General features: G+C 43.7%; 18 protein-coding genes. 7 read left to right on the top strand and 11 right to left on the bottom strand.

Annotated elements, in window-relative coordinates; translation table 11 throughout:
- Positions 1–111 precede the first annotated feature (111 nt).
- Both HC246_RS03840 and gshA read left to right on the top strand, forming a co-directional pair.
- Positions 112–1,311, top strand: a complete 1,200-nt coding sequence (locus HC246_RS03840) for a DUF3095 domain-containing protein (protein WP_169362237.1) — start codon at positions 112–114, stop codon at positions 1,309–1,311.
- A gap of 103 nt (positions 1,312–1,414) precedes the next feature.
- Entirely contained in the window at positions 1,415–2,560 is a 1,146-nt protein-coding gene (gene gshA, locus HC246_RS03835) for a glutamate--cysteine ligase (protein WP_169362236.1), read from the top strand.
- 37 nt (positions 2,561–2,597) lie between these two features.
- Here the strand turns inward: gshA and HC246_RS03830 are convergent, their stop codons facing one another.
- Entirely contained in the window at positions 2,598–4,400 is a 1,803-nt protein-coding gene (locus HC246_RS03830; RefSeq protein ID WP_169362235.1) for an ABC transporter ATP-binding protein, read from the bottom strand.
- A gap of 118 nt (positions 4,401–4,518) precedes the next feature.
- Between HC246_RS03830 and HC246_RS03825 the strand changes: the two genes are divergently transcribed.
- Complete coding sequence (locus HC246_RS03825) at positions 4,519–5,016, top strand: gamma carbonic anhydrase family protein (RefSeq protein ID WP_169362234.1); 498 nt, start codon at positions 4,519–4,521, stop codon at positions 5,014–5,016.
- Between the two features lie 31 nt (positions 5,017–5,047).
- Here HC246_RS03825 and zds read toward each other — a convergent pair whose 3' ends face one another.
- The 6 genes from zds to HC246_RS03795 form a co-directional block, all read right to left on the bottom strand.
- On the bottom strand, positions 5,048–6,451 hold the full coding sequence (gene zds, locus HC246_RS03820; protein ID WP_169362233.1) for a 9,9'-di-cis-zeta-carotene desaturase: 1,404 nt from the start codon (positions 6,449–6,451) through the stop codon (positions 5,048–5,050).
- A gap of 89 nt (positions 6,452–6,540) precedes the next feature.
- Positions 6,541–7,320: a TVP38/TMEM64 family protein gene (locus HC246_RS03815; RefSeq protein WP_169362232.1), complete on the bottom strand. Its 780-nt coding sequence runs from the start codon at positions 7,318–7,320 to the stop codon at positions 6,541–6,543.
- The gene (arsM, locus tag HC246_RS03810) at positions 7,320–8,288 is read right to left on the bottom strand and encodes an arsenosugar biosynthesis arsenite methyltransferase ArsM (RefSeq protein ID WP_169362231.1); all 969 of its coding nucleotides are present in this window, start codon (positions 8,286–8,288) and stop codon (positions 7,320–7,322) included. The genes HC246_RS03815 and arsM overlap by 1 nt, the downstream gene beginning before the upstream one ends.
- A gap of 52 nt (positions 8,289–8,340) precedes the next feature.
- Positions 8,341–9,693, bottom strand: a complete 1,353-nt coding sequence (locus tag HC246_RS03805) for a PhoH family protein (RefSeq protein WP_169362230.1) — start codon at positions 9,691–9,693, stop codon at positions 8,341–8,343.
- A 365-nt stretch (positions 9,694–10,058) separates the two neighbouring features.
- On the bottom strand, positions 10,059–11,804 hold the full coding sequence (locus HC246_RS03800; protein WP_169362229.1) for a hypothetical protein: 1,746 nt from the start codon (positions 11,802–11,804) through the stop codon (positions 10,059–10,061).
- A gap of 305 nt (positions 11,805–12,109) precedes the next feature.
- Positions 12,110–12,538 carry an Npun_F0494 family protein gene (locus tag HC246_RS03795; RefSeq protein WP_169362228.1) on the bottom strand — a complete coding sequence of 143 codons (429 nt, stop codon included), beginning with the start codon at positions 12,536–12,538 and terminating at the stop codon, positions 12,110–12,112.
- Positions 12,539–13,268: 730 nt separating this feature from the next.
- Here HC246_RS03795 and HC246_RS03790 point away from each other — a divergent pair.
- Positions 13,269–13,889 (top strand): pentapeptide repeat-containing protein, encoded by a 621-nt coding sequence (locus tag HC246_RS03790; protein ID WP_169362227.1) that lies wholly within the window; start codon positions 13,269–13,271, stop codon positions 13,887–13,889.
- A gap of 36 nt (positions 13,890–13,925) precedes the next feature.
- Here HC246_RS03790 and HC246_RS03785 read toward each other — a convergent pair whose 3' ends face one another.
- Together HC246_RS03785 and HC246_RS03780 are read right to left on the bottom strand one after the other, a co-directional pair.
- Entirely contained in the window at positions 13,926–14,915 is a 990-nt protein-coding gene (locus tag HC246_RS03785) for a Cif family virulence factor (protein WP_318655897.1), read from the bottom strand.
- A gap of 44 nt (positions 14,916–14,959) precedes the next feature.
- Positions 14,960–16,504 (bottom strand): bifunctional orotidine-5'-phosphate decarboxylase/orotate phosphoribosyltransferase, encoded by a 1,545-nt coding sequence (locus tag HC246_RS03780; RefSeq protein WP_169362226.1) that lies wholly within the window; start codon positions 16,502–16,504, stop codon positions 14,960–14,962.
- Between the two features lie 519 nt (positions 16,505–17,023).
- Between HC246_RS03780 and HC246_RS03775 the strand changes: the two genes are divergently transcribed.
- Positions 17,024–17,959, top strand: coding sequence for a peptidoglycan DD-metalloendopeptidase family protein (locus HC246_RS03775; RefSeq protein ID WP_169362225.1), 936 nt, complete (start codon positions 17,024–17,026; stop codon positions 17,957–17,959).
- A 387-nt stretch (positions 17,960–18,346) separates the two neighbouring features.
- On the top strand, positions 18,347–18,607 hold the full coding sequence (locus HC246_RS03770; protein ID WP_169362224.1) for a hypothetical protein: 261 nt from the start codon (positions 18,347–18,349) through the stop codon (positions 18,605–18,607).
- Positions 18,608–18,643: 36 nt separating this feature from the next.
- Here HC246_RS03770 and HC246_RS03765 read toward each other — a convergent pair whose 3' ends face one another.
- On the bottom strand, positions 18,644–20,131 hold the full coding sequence (locus HC246_RS03765) for a cobyric acid synthase (protein ID WP_169362223.1): 1,488 nt from the start codon (positions 20,129–20,131) through the stop codon (positions 18,644–18,646).
- A gap of 69 nt (positions 20,132–20,200) precedes the next feature.
- Between HC246_RS03765 and cbiB the strand changes: the two genes are divergently transcribed.
- A complete protein-coding gene (gene cbiB / locus HC246_RS03760; protein ID WP_318655896.1) occupies positions 20,201–21,250 on the top strand; it encodes an adenosylcobinamide-phosphate synthase CbiB in 1,050 nt (349 codons plus the stop codon).
- Here the strand turns inward: cbiB and HC246_RS03755 are convergent.
- Positions 21,191–22,330 (bottom strand): tetratricopeptide repeat protein, encoded by a 1,140-nt coding sequence (locus HC246_RS03755; RefSeq protein WP_169362222.1) that lies wholly within the window; start codon positions 22,328–22,330, stop codon positions 21,191–21,193. The two genes, cbiB and HC246_RS03755, sit on opposite strands and share 60 nt — an antisense overlap.
- Positions 22,331–22,334 lie beyond the last annotated feature (4 nt).

The following is a 22,334-nucleotide window of genomic DNA, read 5'->3' as shown; positions in this document are numbered from 1 at the left end:
TTAAGCACTGTTGTGGAAGGAGCGTAAACAGCCGCCAAGTGGCGGTTACTTTTACCCATATTTTTATTGATAAAATCAACTGAATCGCCCTTCGCATTTAGGATTACAGATATGAGTATTCAAGGCTCTCAACAACAGAATACTGATAATGAAGACTTTTATGCGAATCTACCTGTGCTTGAAAATTTTGTAGATATTACTCATAGTGAAAATTTTTATGCGGTTCCTAAAGACTGGGCAGTAATTATTACCGATATTGCCGACTCCACAAAAGCGATCGAAGCAGGAAGATATAAGGATGTCAATCTTTTAGGAGCTTGCTCGATTATTGTTATTTTGAACCTAGTTGGAGACTTAGAGATTCCTTTTGTATTTGGTGGTGATGGAGCTTCGCTTATGATACCTCCCAAATTTATTCCCGATGCTGAACGTGCCTTATTAGCAGTTCAAAAAATGGCTTCCGAGGAATTTAACCTGATCCTACGCACTGGCATTGTTCCATTGGAAGTAATTACCTCAAGCTATGATGTCAAAATTGCTAAGTTGCGAATCTCAGATAACTATACCCAAGCGATCATTAGAGGTGGCGGTATTAGTTATGCCACAAGACTAGTTAAGGACAAGGCAACAACAGATTTATACAGCCCTAAGCTGAATCATAAATATGCGATCGCCGATTTCTCTGGTTTAGAATGCCGATGGCAAGATATCCCCACCCGCCACGAAGAGATTTTGAGTTTAATTGTGCAAGTGACTGCACCAAGCCAGACACAAATCGACAATCTCTATCGTGAAGTAATTAACCAGATCGATCGCATCTATGGGCAAGGTACAGAATGTCATCCTGTTGTGACAGAGAATCTACAACTTGCTTTTCGAGGGAAAAATTTATTATCGGAAACGAGAGTTTTTGAAGCTTCTCAGGGGTGGATCAAACAAACTTTATATCTATGGAAAATCCGCATGATTAATTTGTTAGGACTACTGCTGATGACTTTTAATATCAAGACAGGAAACTTTAATTGGGGTGATTACAAGCAGATTGTTTCGGAAGCCACGGACTTCAAAAAATTTGATGATGTATTGCGGATGGTTATTTCTGGTAGAACCAAACAGCGTCAAAAATTAACTGATTATTTAGAGAAAAAATTTCAAGAGGGGCGACTAGTATATGGATTTCATATATCCGATCGCGCATTGATGACCTGCTTAGTTTTTGAACGCGATGGTCGTCAAGTGCATTTTGTGGATGGCGCTGATGGGGGCTATGCCCTAGCCGCCAAGCAGATGAAGGAACTGATGAAAAGTTAAAGCACAAAGTAATGTCAAAAGTTGTATACCCTAAGGCATCTTTAAAGTGATCGCATTGCAGGGTACGCTAATAGATAGTGTCTATAGCAAAAGGAAACCTCCCGTGCTTTTATCTAAAGGCTTTGAAGTAGAAATATATACCTCTACACCAACGGGGGATGTGATTGGCTTTAGCGATCGCATCGTGGCAAATCTGCATGGGTTTGTGCGCGAACCCGATAGCCGCAATGTCGAATACATCACTCCACCTTTTCTCAAATATGAGCCATTACTGATGGCTTTGGTGGAACCACGCCAAAAACTACGCAGCTATTTGCGATCGCTAGGCGATTATACTTTGATGCCGGGGAGTACGCTGGCTCTGGGGGGAACCGATCATTTCTATCGCTCCGATCCTAATAATCCCTATCACACCTATATTGAGCAGACCTATGGTACGGATGTAGTCACTGCTAGTATTCATATTAATGTTGGGATTCCTGATTTAGAGCTGTTAATTGCCGCCTGTCGCCTCATTCGTCTCGAAGCACCCCTGTATCTAGCTCTCAGCGCCGCTTCTCCTTTTCTCAATGGCAAAGCAACTGGTTTCCATTCTTCCCGTTGGCAAATGTTTCCCAAAACACCAAAGGAAGTTCCCCTCTTCCGTAATCATCATCATTTTGTGGAATGGACAGAACAGCAATTGCAATTGGGAACGATGCAAAATGTGCGTCATCTTTGGTCATCGGTGCGCCCCAATGGTGACAATCGCCCCTATAACCTCAATCGCTTAGAATTACGAATTTCCGATCTAGTGATTGATCCTGTGGCTCTATTAGCAATCACTTCACTTTTAGAAATGCGCCTCACTCAGTTTCTGGAAGCAGGAATTGGCTCATCTCTCGATCCACTTGCACCTAATTCTAGTAAATTTACGCCGAGTGAACTTGCGGAAATTGCCGATCGCAATGAAATCGCCGCAGCTACCAATAGTCTTGATGCTGTGCTAACTCATTGGCAGACAGGGGAAGAGATTACGGCACGGGAGTGGGTGTCCAATCTCTACGAAGAATTGCGATCGCGGGCAAAGGATTCGGGTGTTTGGTGTTTCCTCTCGCCCTTGAAGAAAATCCTTGAACAGGGCAACGAAGCACAACGTTGGTTAGCGGCTTATCACAATGGCATTAGTCCTCGCCAAATCATGACCGATGCGATCGCCAGTGCCGAAAAAATGGATAAGGAACTAGCAGAAGCTCTATTGTTGGCTTAGGTAATTTTCAAGGCAGCACAGGTTGCTGCTTTGAAAATTATGAAAAAACTAGAGCCTTCGGAATGGCGCTGATTAGCTTTTGGGTATATTCCTGTTGAGGATTGGTATAGATTGCTTCGGCGGTATCTAGTTCGACGATCGCGCCTTTGTTCATCACCATAATGCGATCGCTCATAAATTTGACTACACCGAGATCGTGGGAAATGAAAATATAAGTTAACCCAAATTCCGCTTGCAGTTCCTTTAATAAATTGAGAACCTGCGCCTGTACGGATACATCAAGGGCGGAAACAGGTTCATCGGCGACAATTAATTTGGGGTTGAGGGCTAAAGCTCTAGCGATGCAAATGCGTTGGCGTTGTCCACCTGAGAACTCATGGGGATAGCGGCGCATCGCACTTGCGGTCAATCCCACCCGCTCTAGCAAATAGGCAACCCTTTCTTTTCTAGCTTCGGCTTTACGATAGCGATGAAAGCGTTCTTGATGACTATGGACAATCAATGGTTCGGCGATCGCATCACCAACGGACATCCTTGGATTGAGGGAACCATAGGGATCTTGGAATACCACCTGCAAATCACAGCGTAAATTCTGGAGAGCCTCACCCTTAAGCTTCGAGATTTCTTTCCCTTCAAATTTAACGGAACCCATCACAGAATTGGTTAAGCCTAAAATTGCGCGTCCTGTCGTTGTTTTCCCACAGCCAGACTCGCCCACCAGTCCAAGGGTCTCTCCGGGGTAGACATCAAAGCTAATATTATTGACAGCGACGAGATACCGTTTTTTTAAGCCTAAAACACTGCGAATGGGGAATTCAATTCTTAGGTTTTGCACAGAAAGAAGTGGTTCTTGCTTTTGGAGTTCGCTCAAACGCGCCGCCGTTTCCTCGGGTGGGACAACTTCTAAATAGCGAGGATCGGATGGTTCTTTCTCAACGATGACACCATTCTGCAATTCCATAAAGTCGCTGACCGTTGGTAACAAACGCAACTGGCGATCGGGCTGAGGACGGCAAGCGATCAAGCCTTTGGTATAGGGATGCTTAGGACTTTGGAAAATGGATTGTGTATCCCCTGATTCCACAATTTCCCCTTGGTTCATCACGATCGCGCGATCGGCAATCTCTGCCAAAATCCCTAAGTCATGGGTAATAAAAATCATCGACATCTGACGCGATCGCTGAATTTCCTTGAGCAGTTGCAAAATCGCCGCCTGTACGGTCACATCTAGCGCCGTAGTCGGTTCGTCGGCAATAATCAACTGAGGATTGCAGGAAATTGCCATCGCAATCATCACCCGTTGCAATTGTCCGCCAGAAAGCTCATGGGGATAGCGTTCGATTAATTGCTCAGGATTGGGTAATTGCACCTCATTAAATAACTGGATCGTGCGAGTCTCTGCTTCTTCCTTAGAAACTTTCTGATGCATTTGAATCGCTTCGATGACCTGATAGCCGCAGGTAAATAGAGGATTGAGCGAGGTCATGGGTTCCTGAAATACCATCGCCATGCGATCGCCGCGATATTGCAACATTTTTTGAGGTGATACGCGCACCAGATCTACGGGATGGCTGCCCTTGGGATGAAATAGCACCTGCCCGTTGGTAATTTTGCCTGATTCTCCTAGCAATCCCATAATTGCCAAAGCTGTTGCCGATTTGCCAGAGCCAGATTCGCCGACGATGCCAAGAGTTTGACCTTGGGCAAGATCGAAGGAAACATTTTTGACAGCATGGACGAGGCTATCATCGCCACGGAAGCTAACTTGCAAGTTAGATACCGCAAGCAATAAATCTGTAGTCTGGTTCGGGGCTTGGTCAGAAGCTGGAGATGGTGACATAGATTATGAATTAGCAGCAGAATTAATCATTATTATAGGAGGGTGATTCGCAATAGGAGATAATTTGCCCGCTTTGTGAGCAAATTATCTCCTATTATTTTAGAAAAAGTCAGGAAATATGCGTCTTCCCTATTCTCAACTTCCCATTCCCGATCTGAGTAAAGCCGCTTTTATTGCCAATGATGCGGTGGTGGTTGGCGATGTGCATCTCAGCGATCGCGTGAATATTTGGTACAAAGTCGTCATCAGAGCCGATGTCAACCGTATGGATATTGGCTACTGCACCAATATTCAAGATGGCACAATCATCCACGGTGATCCCGATAAACCTTTAGTAATTGGCGATTATGTGACTATCGGGCATCGAGCCGTAATTCATTGTTCCGAAATAGGCAGAGGTTGCTTAATTGGGATGGGCGCAATTCTACTTGAAGGGGTAAAAATTGGTGCGGGTAGTATTGTCGGCGCGGGAGCCGTAGTAACTAAAGATGTGCCTGCGGGTGTGGTGGTGGCAGGAGTTCCTGCCAAAGTGATGCGCGAACTTTCAGAAGCAGAACAACAAGATGCGATCGCCCATGCCGAAAATTATTACCAGCTATCGCTGTTGCACAAATAAACAAGAAGCGCCGCATTGCGGCGCTTCTTGTTTAGACTTTAGCAAGTTGTTTGCTCTTAATTACTTCTGCCGCGCACATCCTACCCGATAGCGTTGCGCCTTCCATACTATCGATGTAGTCCTGCATCGTGTAGCTACCTGCAAGGAAGAAGTTCTTCACAGGAGTTGCCTGAGCGGGACGGAAAGGATCTTTGCCGGGGGCTTCACGATAGAGAGACTGGGCGAGTTTGACCACACTTGACCAAGTAACATTCAACTTATTAGAAGATGGGAAAATCTGATGTACTTGAGCAATCATCTTCTCGACGATCGCTTCATTGCTAAGCTTAATGTAATCATCCGCAGGGGTAATTACTAACTGCAACAGTGAACCTTCGCCTTCTTTGTAATAATCAGTAGGACTGGTAATCGCTAAATCCGCAAAGGTAGAGAAATCCACTTTCACAGCATAGAGCAAGTTATCAATATCCGTTACCCAACCATCGAAGCGCAGTTGCACCGTAATGACTGGCACAGCATCAAGCTTATAGATATTGTCAAACTGCGACCATGCTCGCCATTTCTCAGGGATAATCCGCTTCACCCCTGGAATATCCGTGGCGCAAATATAGACATCAGCAGTGACGATTTCTTCGCCATCTTCTTTACCGACAATTAATCCAGTGACGCGAGTATCTTCACCTTCGCCTTCAAATAGAACTTCGCGCACACCACGACGCAAATGAAACTTGCCGCCTTTAGATTCAATATGCTTCACAATCGGCTGATGTAGAAACACTTCGGGAGAACCTTCGAGCATTCTCAAAATGGAAGCTTCGGTGCGGGATGCAAAGAATTGGAAGATGGTGAGCATACATCTTGCCGAAATGTTTTCGCAGTCGATGAAACCTAAACCATAGGCGATCGCATCCCACATCAGGTCAAGGCTCGCTTGCGATCCACCCATGCCTAAAAACCAATCTTTGAAGCTGATGTTGTCAAGGGCGCGGATTTCTTTCATTGCGCCAACATGATCGACTAAGCCGCGAATTAGAGGACTGCGCCCGATCGCGATCGCATTTTGGATTTTGTCCTTAAGCGGTAACTGTCCTGTGGTCACAAATGCCTTTAAACCATGAAAAGGTGCGCCACCAAAGTTACGAAAATCTAGGGCAGCCTGTGCGCCACCAGGATTAACGAAAATATGGGTATGTTCCTTGAGGCGGAGATGCTTGAAGGCTCCCGTCTTTTTCATCAGGGCAAAGAGGTTGTAATAGCAGCCAAAAAATACATGCAAGCCCATCTCGATATGGTTGCCATCTTTGTCTAGCCAACTGCTGACCTTGCCGCCGACAAAGGGACGGGATTCAAAAAGTTCTACTTCATAGCCCTGCTCACTGAGTTCTACGGCAGTACTCATACCAGCTAAGCCTGCACCAATAATCGCTGCTTTCATGTTTTGTTATGCTCGACCCTTACCGTCGTTATCTTGTAATAAATTTGCTTAACATATTGTAATCTTGTTTGGAGCCTCTCGTGGGAAATTCAGTCAGGCGATATAGCTGCGTCTTTGATTGCTTTACGAGAAATGTTGGTGACATATAGCGTTACTAAAACTGTGGCAATTAATCCAATGATGCGAATAGCCCATTGCCATGTGAGACTGGGAGACTGCGGAGCGCTGCTACCAATACGTGCAAGATCGCCAGCAAAAGAGCCAATATAAACATACATCACTGTTCCCGGAATCATGCCGATGGAAGCGATCGCATATTCCTTCAATCCCACACCAGTGATGCCAAAGGCGTAATTTAATAAATTAAAGGGAAAAGCAGGAGATAGGCGCGTTAATAGCACTATTTTGAAACCCTCATGGGCAACAGCGCGATCAATTGCCACAAACTGCTGATTTCCCTCAATCTTTTTGCCAATCCAATCACGGGCTAAATAGCGTCCAATCAAAAAGGCAGCGATCGCCCCTAAAGTTGCGCCGATAAATACATAGATCGAACCCCAAATCACGCCAAATAATGTACCTGCGCCTAGGGTCAAGGCAGAACCGGGGATAAAGGCAATGGTCGCGATAATGTAAATCAGAATGAAGGTAATTCCACCAACATAGCCTAAGCCTTCAATCCATTTCAGGATATTGAGAAATAGTTCTTGCGGCTCGAAAGTGCTGATGTTTATATTTTGTTGGGCAAAGGCTGGACTAGAGATGATCGCATTGGTAAATAAAAAGGCGATCGCGATTAAACTCACCATCCAAACTTTGGATAGCGCTTTCCCATAAGAAGAGAACTTCAGGAAATTCTGTGTTTCCATTAGCAACATCCACCTCCGTTATAGTGCCAATTAGAGTCAGTCACAATGACTTCTTGTGGAAATTTATGTGCTAGTTTTGCTGCTGTTTTATCACATACGGAGAGAGGATTACCCCGTTGTAAATTATGCCCTGCATGATCATCAAGATATTCCTCAATACCGCTATATATGGCGGTTTTACCTGTAAAGACACAGGCTCCATCATTGGGAATGGGAACTTTAAACGATACAGTATCTAAACTTTCTAATAGTAAAGGCGTTTCCAATTCAAAGCTATGGGTATCGAGTAGGCGATAGGGGCGACGAGCGCGGACTTCGATTTGTCCGAATCCAACATCGATGAGATGCTGAATATAATCAGCGTAGGTCATTGCTCCCGATAAGCACATAGCCCGCAACCGTTCATCTGCTTGCAAGTTGGCAGGGATAGGACGAGTGGCGATCGGGTCACTCATGATCAATCTTCCCTTAGGTTTGAGAACTCGATAAACTTCCTTCAGCGCTCTAGTTAAATCCTGTGGCTCAAAGATATTAAAGAGACAGTTTTGAGCAACTACATCAACCGATGCATCGGCTACGGGCAAATTGAAGGCATCACCTTCGAGAATTTCCACAAAATTGCGATCGAACCAAGCATTCTCTTTTGCGGCTAGTTTAAGATTTTGATCAGCAGCTTCTCGCATCGCAGCTACAGGATCGACGGCAATAATACTGCGTTGACGACGGCAGAAATAGGCAAATTGCAGGGCTTCTAAACCACCACCAACACCAATATAGAGAACGGTAGGATTGTTGCGTAATTCCGTAGGGTGGATGGTTGTACCACAGCCATAGTTCATTTGCTGCATGATTTCAGGAATCTTGAGATCGGGGTACTGCAATGGTGGCGTGCTAATGCAACATAGTCCCACCTGTGGTTTTGTGGCTGCTTCTGTATAAAATTCGGCGGTGGTTTCGAGATAGCTCATGGAGATAGGCAGTGATTTGGGATAGTCAGCGCTATGCACTGACTATCTTATGTTAAAGCAATTCTGTAGAACGTTCGGCAAGTGGCGATCGCTCACCCTTGCTGAGAGTAATGTGACCTGCTAGCGGATCATTTTTAAATCGTTCCACTACGTAGGTGAGACCATTACTTGCCGCATCGATAAAAGGACTATCGATTTGTTCTGGATCGCCTGTCAAAACTACTTTAGTGCCTTCCCCAGCACGGGTGAGGATGGTTTTGACCTCATGGGGAGTCAGGTTTTGGGCTTCATCGACAATTAGAAATTGTTGGGGAATTGTCCGCCCACGAATATAGGTAAGTGGCTCAATCTGTAGCAGACCACGCTCTATTAAGTCTTCATGTCCGCGACGCACATGGGGATGGAGGCTGCGTTTTTCCTTTGTGTCTTTAGGAGACTGTGCGCCGAAAATCAAATCAAAGTTGTCATAAATAGGCTGCATCCAAGGGGTGAGCTTTTCCTTGATGTCCCCTGGTAAATAGCCGATGTCTTTACCCATAGGAATGACAGGGCGCGAAATGAGTAGTCTGGTATAGCTGTGTTCATCGCTGACTTTATGGAGTCCTACAGCGATCGCTAATAAGGTTTTGCCAGTACCCGCTTTACCAACGAGGGTAACAAGAGGAATGGCATCATTTAATAAAAGATCAAGGGCAAATTTTTGTTCGCGATTGCGAGCTTTAATTCCCAAAACACCTGCGTTGGCGATTTCATTAAGGGCAACCAATTTGCTGGAATGTTGGTGACAATCTTTGACGATCGCTAAAGCTGTATGGGAAGGATTGATTTCATCCACTAGCATGACAGCTTGATTGGGACAAAACTCACCCTCAAGGGTAATCGCATCATGTTTAAAAAGCTGATCGATTTTGTCCGATCGGACAGTTACTTCGGCAAGCCCTGTATAGAGTTCGGAAATATCAACCTTATTGGTTTCATAGTCCTCCGCCTCTAGTCCTAATGCATCAGCTTTAATCCGCAGGTTGGTGTCTTTGCTGACCATCACCACACGACATTGGCAATGTTTCTTCAATTCGAGTGCCACAGCTAAAATGGCGTTGTCATTGCGATCGCCTTCTAGCTCAATTGGCAAGGTTTTCAAAGTTTCGCGATCACAGAGAGCGACTCTGAGCAGTCCCCCATTTTCTAAATCAATACCCTTGATAATATTCCCCTGACTTCGCAAATCATCCAGTTCACGAGAAACCTGTCGAGCGTTGCGTCCGATCATTTCAGGTTGTTTCTTAAAGCGATCGAGTTCTTCAATAATGGTCATCGGCAAGACTACTTCATTATCCTCAAAGCGCCTCATGGCAGTTGGGTCATACAACAGCACATTAGTATCAAGTACAAAAGTCTTTTTCATATCGTTAACTCTAAAATATAGAGTTTTGGCAGTGAGTTCATGCTCATTTCCAAAACAACAGTCAATTGCATTAAAGATTTTGGGAATTTGATTTTGCCTTAGACAAAATCAAATTCGTTATAAGTAGCTGGATGCAATTAAATATAAAGCCCCAAAACCTGTGGCGCACGCGCAGCGTGCGCCACAGGTTTTGGTTCTGGTTTTTAATTACACCTAGCTACGTAGATGTCTAAATCTTGACACTTTTGCGGTGGTGATGACGATTATGTGTAGCGATCGCCATAATGCTTAACGCAATGCAATCTAATAAAAAGAGGAAGTCGGCGCGAAGCGCCGACTTCCTCTTTTAAAGTTTCCTTTTTTAGTTAGAAAAGAGTAGAACCATTGGGAATCAAGTCTTTGAGGTCAAGCATCTTACGAACTACATCAAAGGTAGACTGGCTATCATTGATGGGAATCAATGAGCTTAATTGTCCTGGGAGAACCTGCATCACAGGAGGCATATCTCTGGTGAATACACTGACTGTGCGCTCAATTAGAGATTGTTCACCTCTAGAGAAGGCATTGGTATAGGTGCATTGAGTTGGAGCTGGTGGCAAGCCTCCGACGTTAAATAAACTTGTCGAAATTCCTTGAGATGTCGTCAAGAAACGCGCCACAGTTTGGGTGACAACGGTGGTGGTGGTGATTTGGGTGAAGTAGTCGTAGGTTTTTACATCACGATCAATACGACCAATGCGCTGAGAATCGATACCAGCAACAGTCCGCAATGTGCCATATGCCAATGGATCGCTAGGCAAAACCAGACTAATCGCAGCAAAGTTTTTGAGCAACTGTACTTCGGTATAGCCCAAGGGACGATTTTGTAGATCAAACAGACGCACAACTATGCGATCGCCAGGATTTAAACCACGAATAAAGGTTGCCCGTTGATTAACTGTAAAGCGGTAATCTCCCACAAAACGTTCCTTAAGGAAGCCATTGGGACGCTTAGACTTCAGAGATATACGTGCAATTACCTGAGACAGACGTTGTGGCGACTGCAACACTGCAAGGCTGAAATGTCCGCGATGAGGATTCTTCTTGGACTGTTCAACGCCATCACGATATTTACAGTTCTTACTGTCGGTGCGGCGACTGTCTTTATCATCGTCATCGCGATCTCGGCGATCAGCTCTACGGTTATCGTAGTGAATATTGCCACCGTTTTTGTCATCGGTGCGGCGATTGTCATGACCATTGGAGCGATCCTTGTTATCGGTGCGACGGTTGTCTCGATGCTCTTTGCGATCCTTGTCATCATCACGACGATAATCGCGATAATCACGACGATCTGACGCATCGCAATCGTAGTCATCATCTTCGTCATCATCATTTTGGGTGACGATGATCGGCTTCATTTGCTGAGTCTGGACAGTTTGGGTGGTTGTCGTTTGAGTGGTTGTTGTTTGACTGATTTGCGAATCGTTGGAAATACCTAAATCGCGATCGGTAAGAATGGTATTACCAGAGGTATTGCTGATTGTGGTTGTAGAGGTGCGTCTAGCAATTACTTCAGAGGCAGTCACCGTTGTAATCGATGAGAAGGATTTAATTTCCTCGATTTCAAAGCGAGCGTCTTTAATCCCGTTAGGCAAATCATAGCGAACACTTGTAATCGCTTTGAGATCGCCATTGTAGATATCGTCTAGAGAAATCCTTTCACTTAAGCTGCTTAGAGAAATTACTTCAACAGGCGGGAAGAATTTTCCTGCTTGTTTAGAGAGTAGTCTTGCCCCAGAATTGGTATAAACTTCACGCCATTCCCCTGCACGACGTACATAAAGTTGGTAAACCACGTTGGCGTAGTTTGTGTTTGGTTTGTTCAAGACATCAAACAAAATGCCAATGCTAGAAAGATTCCCCGAATTGTCTAAAAGCTTTAATAGTTTTACCCCCGTTTGCCAGTCTTGAGGGACTTGGGCAACGATTTGAGGAACAGATGGTGCAGCGATCGCTTCTAAGGTAGAGATAAAGGGGGCAGTGGCGAGAGTTGCTGCCAGTACAGATAATGAAGTTCTATGAAAAGTTTTACCCAGTTGCTTCCGAAAATTTTTCTGAAAAATATTCATCGTAATTTGTTCCCTAGCGTAATTTACTGCATGATTTACTAGTGTTCACCTAATCTGCGTTGGCGCAAGACTATACAAGCACTCAATGCGCCACAATATTTCAGTACACAAGCCTCTAAAATGCAGACGATCTCGTGAGTTTTTTGTTTCAGGTTTTTCCAAAAAAAGAAAAAAAGATTCACCTGTATGAAGCTTGTGCTTAAAATATTTTTTGTGTCATGGCGAAGCCATGACACAAAAAATATTTTAAATAGCTAGGTTTTAAGACCTAAAGTGCTGTGCCGCACAGCACTTTGCTGAGTTACTTAAAGAAATCTGGAGATTTGAATTTGTGCCCAGAAATTTTGCAGCCGATCGCTAATAGTGGCGATCGGAAATCTTGGTTGCTGTTGCCACTTATCTAGTAAAAAATGCCCCATTGGTGTGAGTCGAAAACTATCAGTGATGCCTTGCCCGTCAACTTCACGACGTAAAACCCCGACTTGGATCAGCCATAGCAGAGAATTTTCGGTAATGATTAAATTGCTAGCGCGAGTGAGATATTGATTTTTGAGTCCTTCATTACCTGCGATCGCTCGTAGATTTACGCCTTGGGTTGCCATATCCGCAAACAATTTCACTGTAAATGGTGCACAGCGCAAAGCAATTTCGGCTCTTTGCAGGATATGTGCTTCATACTCCGCAAAATTTTTATGATCACTTTGGGATGATTGAGGCAGGGTTTGGCTAGACATTTTTATCGCAAGGTTTAATTTTTTATTTAATTGCTTAATTATCAGCGAATTTCATATTTTGTGACTCTGGCAATGTGTAGAAATAACTAGACAAAAGCTCAAAATAATGAAGCACCTCACTAAGTGAGGTGCTTCATTACAACAATTATTAGCAAATTTCTATTTTATAAGCCCGAAAGCAAAAGCCTTGCGTAGCAAGGCTTTTGCTTTGAGATAGGGTTGGCGTAGCTAACCCTATCTCAAAGCCCGTTTTAAATTATTCCGAACTTGTGTTGTATAGAGAGTTTTAGATGAGTATGTGCTCATTTAAAATTCAAAAATTGATCCCAGTAAGAGTTTCGAGTTTTCATTTTGCCTTAGGCAAAATGAAAACTGTTATAGCTGTTGAGGATTAGTTGTATCTATTAGGATCTTTCTTTTCTTTTTTTTCGGAAGGATCTTTTTTAGGCTTCTTTGCCTCTTTATTGCCCTTTTGTTCTTTTGCCATGATTTTCTCCAGTGCAGATTAAAGAGGATACGATAAGTAGATTTTTTGTCACTTATTTCTCTCCATTCTACCTTGATTCTAAATAATCTGTGAGCTTTCTCTGCATTCACTCCTAAGAAGCTTCTATTCCCACAATGCTCACTATTCAAGCAATCCATTAGGGTGAAGCGATATTTAGAGCGATCGCCTTATATTAAATTCAATAGCTAAAAACGCTAGAAGTCCAGCTAGAGAGCGATTGCAATGATGTCCACTAACCCAAAAATTCACTCTCCCATCAGTAATGCCTTCGCGAGGGGAATCGCATTAAAGAAGATGTATGAACTGGGGCGTAAGGATTTTGATTCCGAAAACTTTTCAGGACTGAAGCTATCTTGCTGCAAACTCCCAGCTATTAATTTAACAAGTTCTGATCTGCGAGATGCTGACCTTGACCTTACTGATTTAAGTGGAGCCGATTTGCGGGGGGCAAATTTAGAGCGATCGAGTCTGAGTTTTAGCAATCTTAGTAATGCTGATTTGAGTAATGCGAATTTAAGGGGCGTAAATCTAGGGGGAGCAGATTTAAGTGGTGCGATTCTTAGGGGAGCGATTCTCAAAAATGCGAATTTACGGGGTGCGAATTTAAGTAATGCTCATTTGGAATTTGCTGATATGCAAGAGACAGACTTAACGGGGGCAAATTGTTTTTCTTGCAATCTAAGTTATACCAATCTCAAAAAAGCGAATTTGACGGAAGCTAATCTGAACAATGCAAATTTGCGGAAAAGCGATCTAACTGAAGCAATATTAGAGGGAACAGGTTTAAACAATGCAAATTTGGAAGGGGTAAATTTGCCAAGTATTACTGAACAATTTTCATAGAGAAACAAAAAGCCCCTAAAGGAGCTTTTTGTTTCTCTACAATGTTTGTTCGCTATTGGGACGAGGACGAACACGGCTGGGGGTTACGTCTGGCTCAGGCAGAGGGGTGTATTGATTGCCTGTAAAATCCTTGCTGACTCTGAGTCTTTGACTAGTGATTGTGATTCCTGACTCACGGACTAGAACTACAGAAATCCAGCGATCGCCTGATGTAAAAGGAGCCTGTCCGATCTTAAATAAACCACCAGCTCGCAAAGGCTTGAGATTGATCGTGTTGTCATTAAGATAATTTTTAGCTTCGACGGGTTCCTCGATCGCTGCACCTAATAACAGATTTGTGCCAAGTGGCTCAGTGACGATCGCATCAAGGACATACTGACGACCGACACCAATCAGTTCAGGAACCTTCAGTTTTACCATTGGCGGTGCTTCACCTGTACTCAGCGAAGATTGCTCTGAGAGAACTTGCTGTGAGGTGACTTGCAATTGCCCATTGATATTTTTATAGGTTTGGGTAGAAATCAACCTTGCGTCTAGCTTAAAGTTATCGTTCTCTACGCCCTTTGTGCCCTGCACCATCGTTACTGTTTCCGCAGTAATCGTGTCGCCTTGCTTATCCCATTTGGAGATTTCGGTGCGATAACTAATATTCTTGTAACGTTGCCAGAGTTCACGCAGTACCTGCTTATAGCGATCGCGGTTTAGCCCATCAGCATGATTAAAAGTTGGGGCATAGTATTTCATCACCGCTTCAATGTCTTGACTACTGGCAGCTTTATCCAGTGCATACACGATATTTGCTAGCTCAGGTGGGGCTGGCTTCGATGATTGGGCCGCAAGTATAGGATTAGCGATCGGTGCGATCGCTGTAACTGTGGCAGAAACGAGGAACAGAGCAATTCGTTTGAACATGCGTAACTCTAAGTCAATAACCTGATAATGATGAGATTTAGTTGATGAAATTGGGACTAGCCCAATTGGCAACCCTGATGATGTTTGATAGCAATTTCCGATCAAATGAACCACAATAAATTTTTTGAAAGTGTTGCTAAGCAACACTTTCAAAAAATTTATTGGTTCGGGTTTGAGTGTAAATCGCTAGAAGAATGGGACAACGCAAGAAATTGTTTCTCATTTATACGCCCTGATTGGTACAGTGTCTCATTTATTTCCGAGATTTTTAACACCGCATGGGGTGAATAGCCACTTTGTTGAATGCGATCGCGTACTCCTGCCTCATGATCAATAAATACAACAATATCGCGTACCTTTAGACCACAGCTTTCGATTTTTTGTGCCCCCTCGATTGCACTTTTGCCAGAAATCAAAATATCATCGACGACCACAATGGTTTCACCTGCCTCATAGTTACCCTCGATCAAGCGTCTCGCGCCGTATGCCTTGACCTCCTTGCGTGGAAAAATCAGCGGAAAATTGAGCCGTAAGGCAAGCCCTGAGGCTGTTGGCAGAGAACCATAGGGAATCCCTGCAATGCGGTCAAATTGTAAATTTTGCAAGATCTCAGCATAAGTACCAATCACCGCATCAAACACCTGTGGATTGGAGATAATCTTGCGTAAATCGATGTAATAGGGGAAAACTTGACCAGAGGCTTGCACGGTTTCTTCAAAAGTAATGCAACCAATGTCGAACAGTTGCAAAATTAAATTTGTATGTGAATTTGAGTCGGGATGCCCTTGGCGATCCAGTAAACATACATTCGGAACCCATAGCTCACAGCTAGGTCGTTGATGAGCAGTTAAGGCGATCGCTTGATTGACCTCATCCCTTAGCGATCGCACAAATTGAGCAGGTTCGCCGATGGCTAGCGCATCCTGATTGACTGGCAAAATTAAGCCATCACCATTAGCATCTAGCCCCGCATTGAGAATTGCCGCTAAGTTATCAATCTTGTATTGATTTTCCTGACTGTTACCCTGACTATTTGCCCAAATACTACGGGCGAGAATTAATCTTTCAGGCGCAAGCGATCTCACTTTTGCTAAAGCCTCGATATTTGCTGCCCCCACTTCTAGGGCTAAAGTCTCCATCCCTGCCCAAGCTTGACAGTTTTGCACCACATTTAGATATAAAGGCTGATCTCGGTTGGGGTATTCCTGAAAATCTTGAGCAGTGGTGTTTGAGGAATAGCAACTGACAAATATTGCTCTATCGGGATACATCAAAAAACGTGCCGCTAAATCTTGCCCACCATAGGGGCTTAAAGTGATTGCATCCACCCCCCATTGCTCAAAGGCTGTCTTTGCCATCACTGTGCTGCTATTGATGTCAGCGTGCTTAGCATCGAGAATAATCGGTATTTCAGGAGGAATGGCAGCGAGTGTCTTGGCTAATAGCTCTAAGCCTGCGGAACCCAAGGCTGTATAAAATCCCAACGTGGGCTTATAGGCACAGACTAGATCGGCAGTGGACTGAATTATGAAATTCATCCATTCCCAGAGATAAGCAACGGCATGGTCGTGATGGGTTGCCGACTCAGCATCATACTGCGCCTTATATTTAGCAGGCATCACTTCAGGATTGGGATCTAGCCCCAAACACAAAATACTTTGATTAGTGGCGATCGCTGCCCTGAGTTTCGAGGCAAAGCTCATAAATTTAGCGGTTATTTAGCGGCTTGGTAAGAAGCATCGATTTGCAGACTGCAACAAATATACTGCTTCGGTATTCATTATTTTGAAGTTTATCGCGTATACCAATCAGGGTTATGTCTCCGCCTTCGGCGGAGACATAACCCCTTAATAAGCGCCTTATAGTGATTTAGGTGACGGTGTGAAGTACTGTCATTTAGGAAGTAAAGAAGGTGTAGATTTGCGATCGCTCTCCCACCTTTGTCCTTGCAAAAGCTTGTTTTTCCTAATAATTTCTTGCAAGAAAAAATAATTTTTTGTCTGGTTCATGATCGCGAGTTGTCATATTTTCTCGAAATTGATGTAGAATCTCCCTCGTTCTCGTTACGCAAATTCCCAGAGTATTTATTCCTAGTCTTCTACAAGTAATTTAGAAATTAGGAAAGTCGGCTTAGCCAAAACTTTTCTAATCCTGCAACACCTTTTGTGCATTTTTGTACTGCTTGTAGCTTGCCCTTAACCCTCCTATAGCGCAACGTTCCAATGCAAAATTTTATTTCTCGCTCCCTCTACATTTTTCATCGATCGCCTAGTTCTCTGCCAAATGGTAAAGCTAGAGCTGTGAATATGCATCTCATGTTATTAACCCTTGGTGGTTTGGCTAGCAGTTTAGTGATCGCTGCACCTATCGCTCATGCTAATCGTCTCGAAACCTTTGTCTACGATTTGACCGATAGCAAGATTGAGTTTTCCCTCAAAAATGACATTGAGCCAAAGGGTTCAGTAATCAGTAACCCCACCAGAATCGTGATTGATTTACCAGGGATTGTCTATCAAGGTCCAACGGTACGCCGCAGGGTCGGTCGGGGAGTACAGGCTGTGCGTGTAGGACAGGTGGATGCCAATACCACCAGAATGGTGGTCGAATTTTCCCCTGATGTCACGATTAACCCACAGCAATTAAAGCTCAAGTCTCGGCAACCGGGGAAATGGTCAATGCAGTTGCCTCAAAATATTGCAGCGATCGATTTGAATAGTGTTTCTAACTTTACTTTACCGATCACGGGCGCAGTCATTAGTTCAGGTTTTGGTTGGCGAGTACATCCTGTCACAGGCGAGAGAAGATTACATAAAGGCGTAGACTTTGCTGCTCCCACTGGCACGCCAATTTTTGCGGCGGCTGATGGTATGGTGACTGATGCAGGTTGGACAGATGGTGGTTATGGCAATATTGTCGAACTACGCCATAGTGACGGGTCGGTGACGCTATATGCTCATACCAATAGGGTTTATGTATCTAAGGGACAGGTTGTAAATAAGGGACAAGCGATCGCTGAGGTTGGCACAACGGGACGCAGTACTGGTCCCCATCTACACTTTGAAGTGCAGCCCGATGGTAAAAATGCCGTCGATCCAATGGATTATTTGCAAATGCGCCAAGTCACCCTCGACCTCGCTTCTAATAGTTTCAAAGATTAAAGAGAAAAGTACTCTTATGGGTGCTTTTGTAGATTTTTGTGGTTTGTGGAAGTGCCCCCCGAAGGGGGTGTACTTTCACAAGCTATTCAAAACCCAAAAGATGAATGGCGGCGCGAAGATCTGCTAGTCATCTTTGGGGTTTATGTCCTAAGCAAGGCTTTCATTGCTATGGATAATTCAAATAAGAACTACAGCTTCGACTTCGCTCAGCTAGCTTACACCGATGGCTGAGCGGAGTCGAAGCCCCTCTGTAAATTATTTAAAACAACTATATATCTAAATTATGGGAGATCGTCTTACAGAGTATTGAGAGAAACATGTTTTTAGAAATTAACTGATTATAATTCAAGAGTAATCTAATCAAAACTCTCTACAGAGTCAATCAACATGAGTGCAGAGCAAAATTCAGGTCTTGGTGGATTCGTTAGTGGTTTACAACAGAAGGCTAGTGAACTATCTGAAGGGCTGAAGGATCAAGTTGAGAAAGTTGTTGGTGAAGAAAATGTCAAAAAAGTCACTGATGTCTTAAATACAGATGTTGGTGCGATCGCTAAAGATTCCACTGGTAAAGCCATTGATGCTTTAGAAACTGCTACTGGTCGTGATATTGATGGCGATGGCGATATTGGTGGCAAGCCCCAATCTTAATGTCTAGATAGGAGCGACAAAAAATGTCGCTCCTATTTAATCTAGATAACTACGAATTGAGAGAAGATCTAGATGTTCTTCTAGTAGATCTGCCATGCTGTTATAGAGATTTTGTTGATGCTCTTGCCAAGAAATAGCGGCAGGTTGATGTTGAGATATATTGGCTAATTGAGTCAAAGCCTGACGTGCATGGGCTGACTCAAAGAGACCATGTAAATAACTGCCCCAAACGCGATCGCCTTTTATCCCTTCATCGTAATATTCGCGATCGCCATCTGTTTGTAGCACCCGTAGCAAAGGCTGTACCTGATGAGATTCCATTCCATCAATTAATTTCGTTACGCCCATATGGATTTCGTAAGCCATCCATTGATCAATAGATTGTGCTGATTTCCAGATCGCTTGGACTTGACGTACCTGTTTTGATGCGAGAAATTCTGTACTAATTGGTAATAGCCCTAGCCCTGCTACTTCCCCTGATGTCCCAGCAACACCTTCGCGATCGCCTAGATATTTTCCTAACATCTGATAGCCTCCGCAAATGCCGACTATCGTTATGCCCTGCTGGTGAGCATTGAGAATTGCGCGATCTAATCCCGTAGTTCGCAACCATTGCAAATCGCTCAGAGTGTTTTTGCTACCAGGGAGAATAATAATCCGCGCATTCTCTAGTTCTACAACCGTTTTTACCCAAACAGTTTCAATTCCTGAATCCAATTGCCAAGGCTGACTGTCTTGAGAATTTGATAAATGAGGAAATCGAATCCATGCAATTTTTGCTCCTTTGCCTTTAGATTCTGCTTCACTACAAAGACTATCTTCGCTCTCAGGCTGAAGGTCTGTGGCATAGGGAAGTACACCCAAATAAGGGAAGTGTGGCATATGCTCACGAAAGTGTTTCTTGGCATCGCTAAAAAGGCGCAAATCTCCCCGAAATTTATTGACAATGAATCCTAAACCTAATTCCTTCGCAGGCTGAGGAATCAAATGATGCGTACCAATAATCTGGGCGAATACACCTCCTTTTTCAATATCGCCAACTAATAGCCATCTTCCCTGTAAATATACAATCGGTCGTAAGTTGACGAGATCGCGCTGCATGAGATTTAGCTCTACGGGACTACCTGCGCCTTCTAACAACAAAACATCGCAGCGATCGCGCCAAAATTCGAGAGTATCGCGCACAGTTTCCCAAAGAGCTTCGATATGCCGATAATAATCAACGGCGGCGATATGTTGACGGGCTTCTCCTAATAGAACTAATTGCGAAGTTCCATTCCCCGATGGTTTTAACAGAATTGGATTCATCTCGGCGATGGGACGCATTCCACAGGCGATCGCTTGAACTGCCTGCGCGCGACCGATTTCTCCTCCTTCCAATGTTACATAGGAATTATTCGACATATTTTGGGCTTTAAAGGGAGCAACTTTTATGCCATTGCGTCGCAGCCATGCCCCTAACGCTGTCACCATCCAGCTTTTACCAGCATTTGATGAAGTTCCTAAAACAGAGATGGCTTTCATAAGATTATTACGATAAGTTAGGATAGGCAGCGCTTTGCATCGTCTACCCTAACTTATCATTGACTTTTAGTGCTAGAACTATCTCCTAATTTTCTGATTTTAATTTTTGCGGCGATTCTCGATCGCTTAATTGGTGATCCTGTTAATTGGTTACATCCCGTACAGGTTATGGGTTGGATGATTGCCCAATTCACTAATTTGGTAATCATTCAAGATACTGCTACTAATAAGCGGATTCCTCGATTTTCACCATTGATTATGAGAATTGCAGGAGTTGTCTTAGGTGTCAGTATGGTTTTAGGAAGTGGGGCAGTAACTTGGCTGATGCTCATCATTGCTTCCCAAATTCACCCATTATTAGCGATCGCCCTATCTAGTATTTTATTAGCCTCATGTTTTGCGGAGCGCAGTCTCCGAGATGCCGCAGAATCCGTTTTAAAAATATTACAAACAGGAAATCTTGAGCAAGCTCGCCAAGAACTCAGTCGCTATGTGGGGCGTGATACTAATGACTTGTCAGAATTGGAGATTTTACGAGCAGTGCTGGAAACGGTCACTGAAAATGCGATCGATGCCGTGACATCACCCTTGTTTTATGCCTTGATTGGTTCCTTCTTGTTTCCCTATGGTGGTGTTGCCCTTGCGATCGCTTACAAAGCATCTAGCACCCTTGACTCGATGGTGGGCTATCGCGAATTTCCCTATAGTGATTTGGGGTGGTTTAGCGCCAAAACCGATGATGTGTTGACTTGGATACCCTGTCGGTTAACAGTAATTACCTTAGCCCTAGTTTCAGGAAAACCTTATGCTGTCTGGAAAGTTTGCCAACGCGATGCCCATCAAGATCCTAGTCCCAATTCTGGCTGGAGCGAATGTGTATATGCTGCCATTTTGCAAGTGCAATTGGGTGGTGAAAATCGCTATCGCGGTATTGTCAAATATAAGCCCTTGTTAGGCGAAGCAATTGAGGCGATCGCGCCGCCTAAAATTCAACAGGCTCTCAACTTAACAAAGACTTGTTTCTTGATATGGCTTAGTCTAGCAATCTTCTTCGCAATTCTATTTACTGATTTTTCGACATTCCTCAGCAGATATGGCTTGGGCTTTGCCATTCGGTAAAATCTTGACACAGGTAAGATCGGCTTTGGGAGCAAATACTGCATAGGCGATACTACCACTCGTAATTAGTAGTAAAAATGCAGGAATCAAAATTTGCCATGATAGCCAAGCAGGACGAAGCTTTCTCTTGACATTAGCTAATTTCTTTTGTAATGCAATAATATTTGGATGCCCATTATCCAGCGATCGCTTATAAATTTTGATGGCTTTTTCGTAGAGGTTCTTGACTTCTGTATAGCGCTTTTGGGGATAATAAACTGCGGCTAGATCAATCATGTTTGTAGCGATTTCTGGATGAGTATCACCTAATAACTTTTGTTTGATTTCTAGTACTTGTAAAAGGATTGCTTCAGCTTTAGCATATAACCCCTGATTATTATAAATTGCGGCTAAATCTAGCATGATACTGGTAACATCTAAATGCTCTATGCCCAGTGCCTGTTGACGTAGAGCAATTACTTGCAAAAACAAAGGCTCTGCTTTGGTAAAGTTATTTTGTGAATAATAAAATATTGCTAATTCGAGTAGACAGTCTGCAACACTAGCATGATCTTTGCCATAAAACCGCTCGGTTATTACCAAAATTTGTTGAAGAGTTGCCTCTGCCGCATCTTTATAGTTTTTGGCTTTAATATAGGTCTTTGCTAGTTTTTTTAAAGCATCTAAAAAAATATCAATTTTGCCAGTTACATAGGGTGGTTCTGGCTCAATTCGATAATAGGCACTACTATCACTGCTAAAAACAATTTCATCGCCATGCATGAGTATCCAATGATCGCGACGCTCTCCATTAATTTGCAATCCATTGGTACTTTTGCCTACTTCAGGGTCACCATCACTCAGTCGAAATAACTGAAACAAAGGAGGATCGGTGATGATTCCTGTTAAGGTGGCATGTTCGCGAGAGACCATTTGCGATCGCAACACGATATCATTTTTGGGCGCTCTACCAATCTTGTAGAACCGATCATCTAGTAATATGCCCTGTACTCCTTCAGGATCTTTAATCACCAACGAATGCTCGAATTGACTACCTTCAACTACAGTGGCATCTTTTGAATTCATGGCTTGATCAGTCATAGGA

The organism is Pseudanabaena yagii GIHE-NHR1, assembly GCF_012863495.1.
GTDB lineage: Bacteria > Cyanobacteriota > Cyanobacteriia > Pseudanabaenales > Pseudanabaenaceae > Pseudanabaena > Pseudanabaena yagii.
This window is presented reverse-complemented; position numbering and strand designations above follow the sequence as displayed.

Bases quoted from the DNA above. Each gene is read 5' to 3' on its own strand.
- HC246_RS03840 (WP_169362237.1), top strand. From the start codon at position 112: ATGAGTATTCAAGGCTCTCAACAACAGAATACTGATAATGAAGACTTT.
- HC246_RS03830 (WP_169362235.1), bottom strand. From the start codon at position 4,400: ATGTCACCATCTCCAGCTTCTGACCAAGCCCCGAACCAGACTACAGAT.
- HC246_RS03825 (WP_169362234.1), top strand. From the start codon at position 4,519: ATGCGTCTTCCCTATTCTCAACTTCCCATTCCCGATCTGAGTAAAGCC.
- zds (WP_169362233.1), bottom strand. From the start codon at position 6,451: ATGAAAGCAGCGATTATTGGTGCAGGCTTAGCTGGTATGAGTACTGCC.
- HC246_RS03815 (WP_169362232.1), bottom strand. From the start codon at position 7,320: ATGGAAACACAGAATTTCCTGAAGTTCTCTTCTTATGGGAAAGCGCTA.
- arsM (WP_169362231.1), bottom strand. From the start codon at position 8,288: ATGAGCTATCTCGAAACCACCGCCGAATTTTATACAGAAGCAGCCACA.
- HC246_RS03805 (WP_169362230.1), bottom strand. From the start codon at position 9,693: ATGAAAAAGACTTTTGTACTTGATACTAATGTGCTGTTGTATGACCCA.
- HC246_RS03800 (WP_169362229.1), bottom strand. From the start codon at position 11,804: ATGAATATTTTTCAGAAAAATTTTCGGAAGCAACTGGGTAAAACTTTT.
- HC246_RS03795 (WP_169362228.1), bottom strand. From the start codon at position 12,538: ATGTCTAGCCAAACCCTGCCTCAATCATCCCAAAGTGATCATAAAAAT.
- HC246_RS03790 (WP_169362227.1), top strand. From the start codon at position 13,269: ATGATGTCCACTAACCCAAAAATTCACTCTCCCATCAGTAATGCCTTC.
- HC246_RS03780 (WP_169362226.1), bottom strand. From the start codon at position 16,504: ATGAGCTTTGCCTCGAAACTCAGGGCAGCGATCGCCACTAATCAAAGT.
- HC246_RS03775 (WP_169362225.1), top strand. From the start codon at position 17,024: ATGCAAAATTTTATTTCTCGCTCCCTCTACATTTTTCATCGATCGCCT.
- HC246_RS03770 (WP_169362224.1), top strand. From the start codon at position 18,347: ATGAGTGCAGAGCAAAATTCAGGTCTTGGTGGATTCGTTAGTGGTTTA.
- HC246_RS03765 (WP_169362223.1), bottom strand. From the start codon at position 20,131: ATGAAAGCCATCTCTGTTTTAGGAACTTCATCAAATGCTGGTAAAAGC.
- HC246_RS03755 (WP_169362222.1), bottom strand. From the start codon at position 22,330: ATGACTGATCAAGCCATGAATTCAAAAGATGCCACTGTAGTTGAAGGT.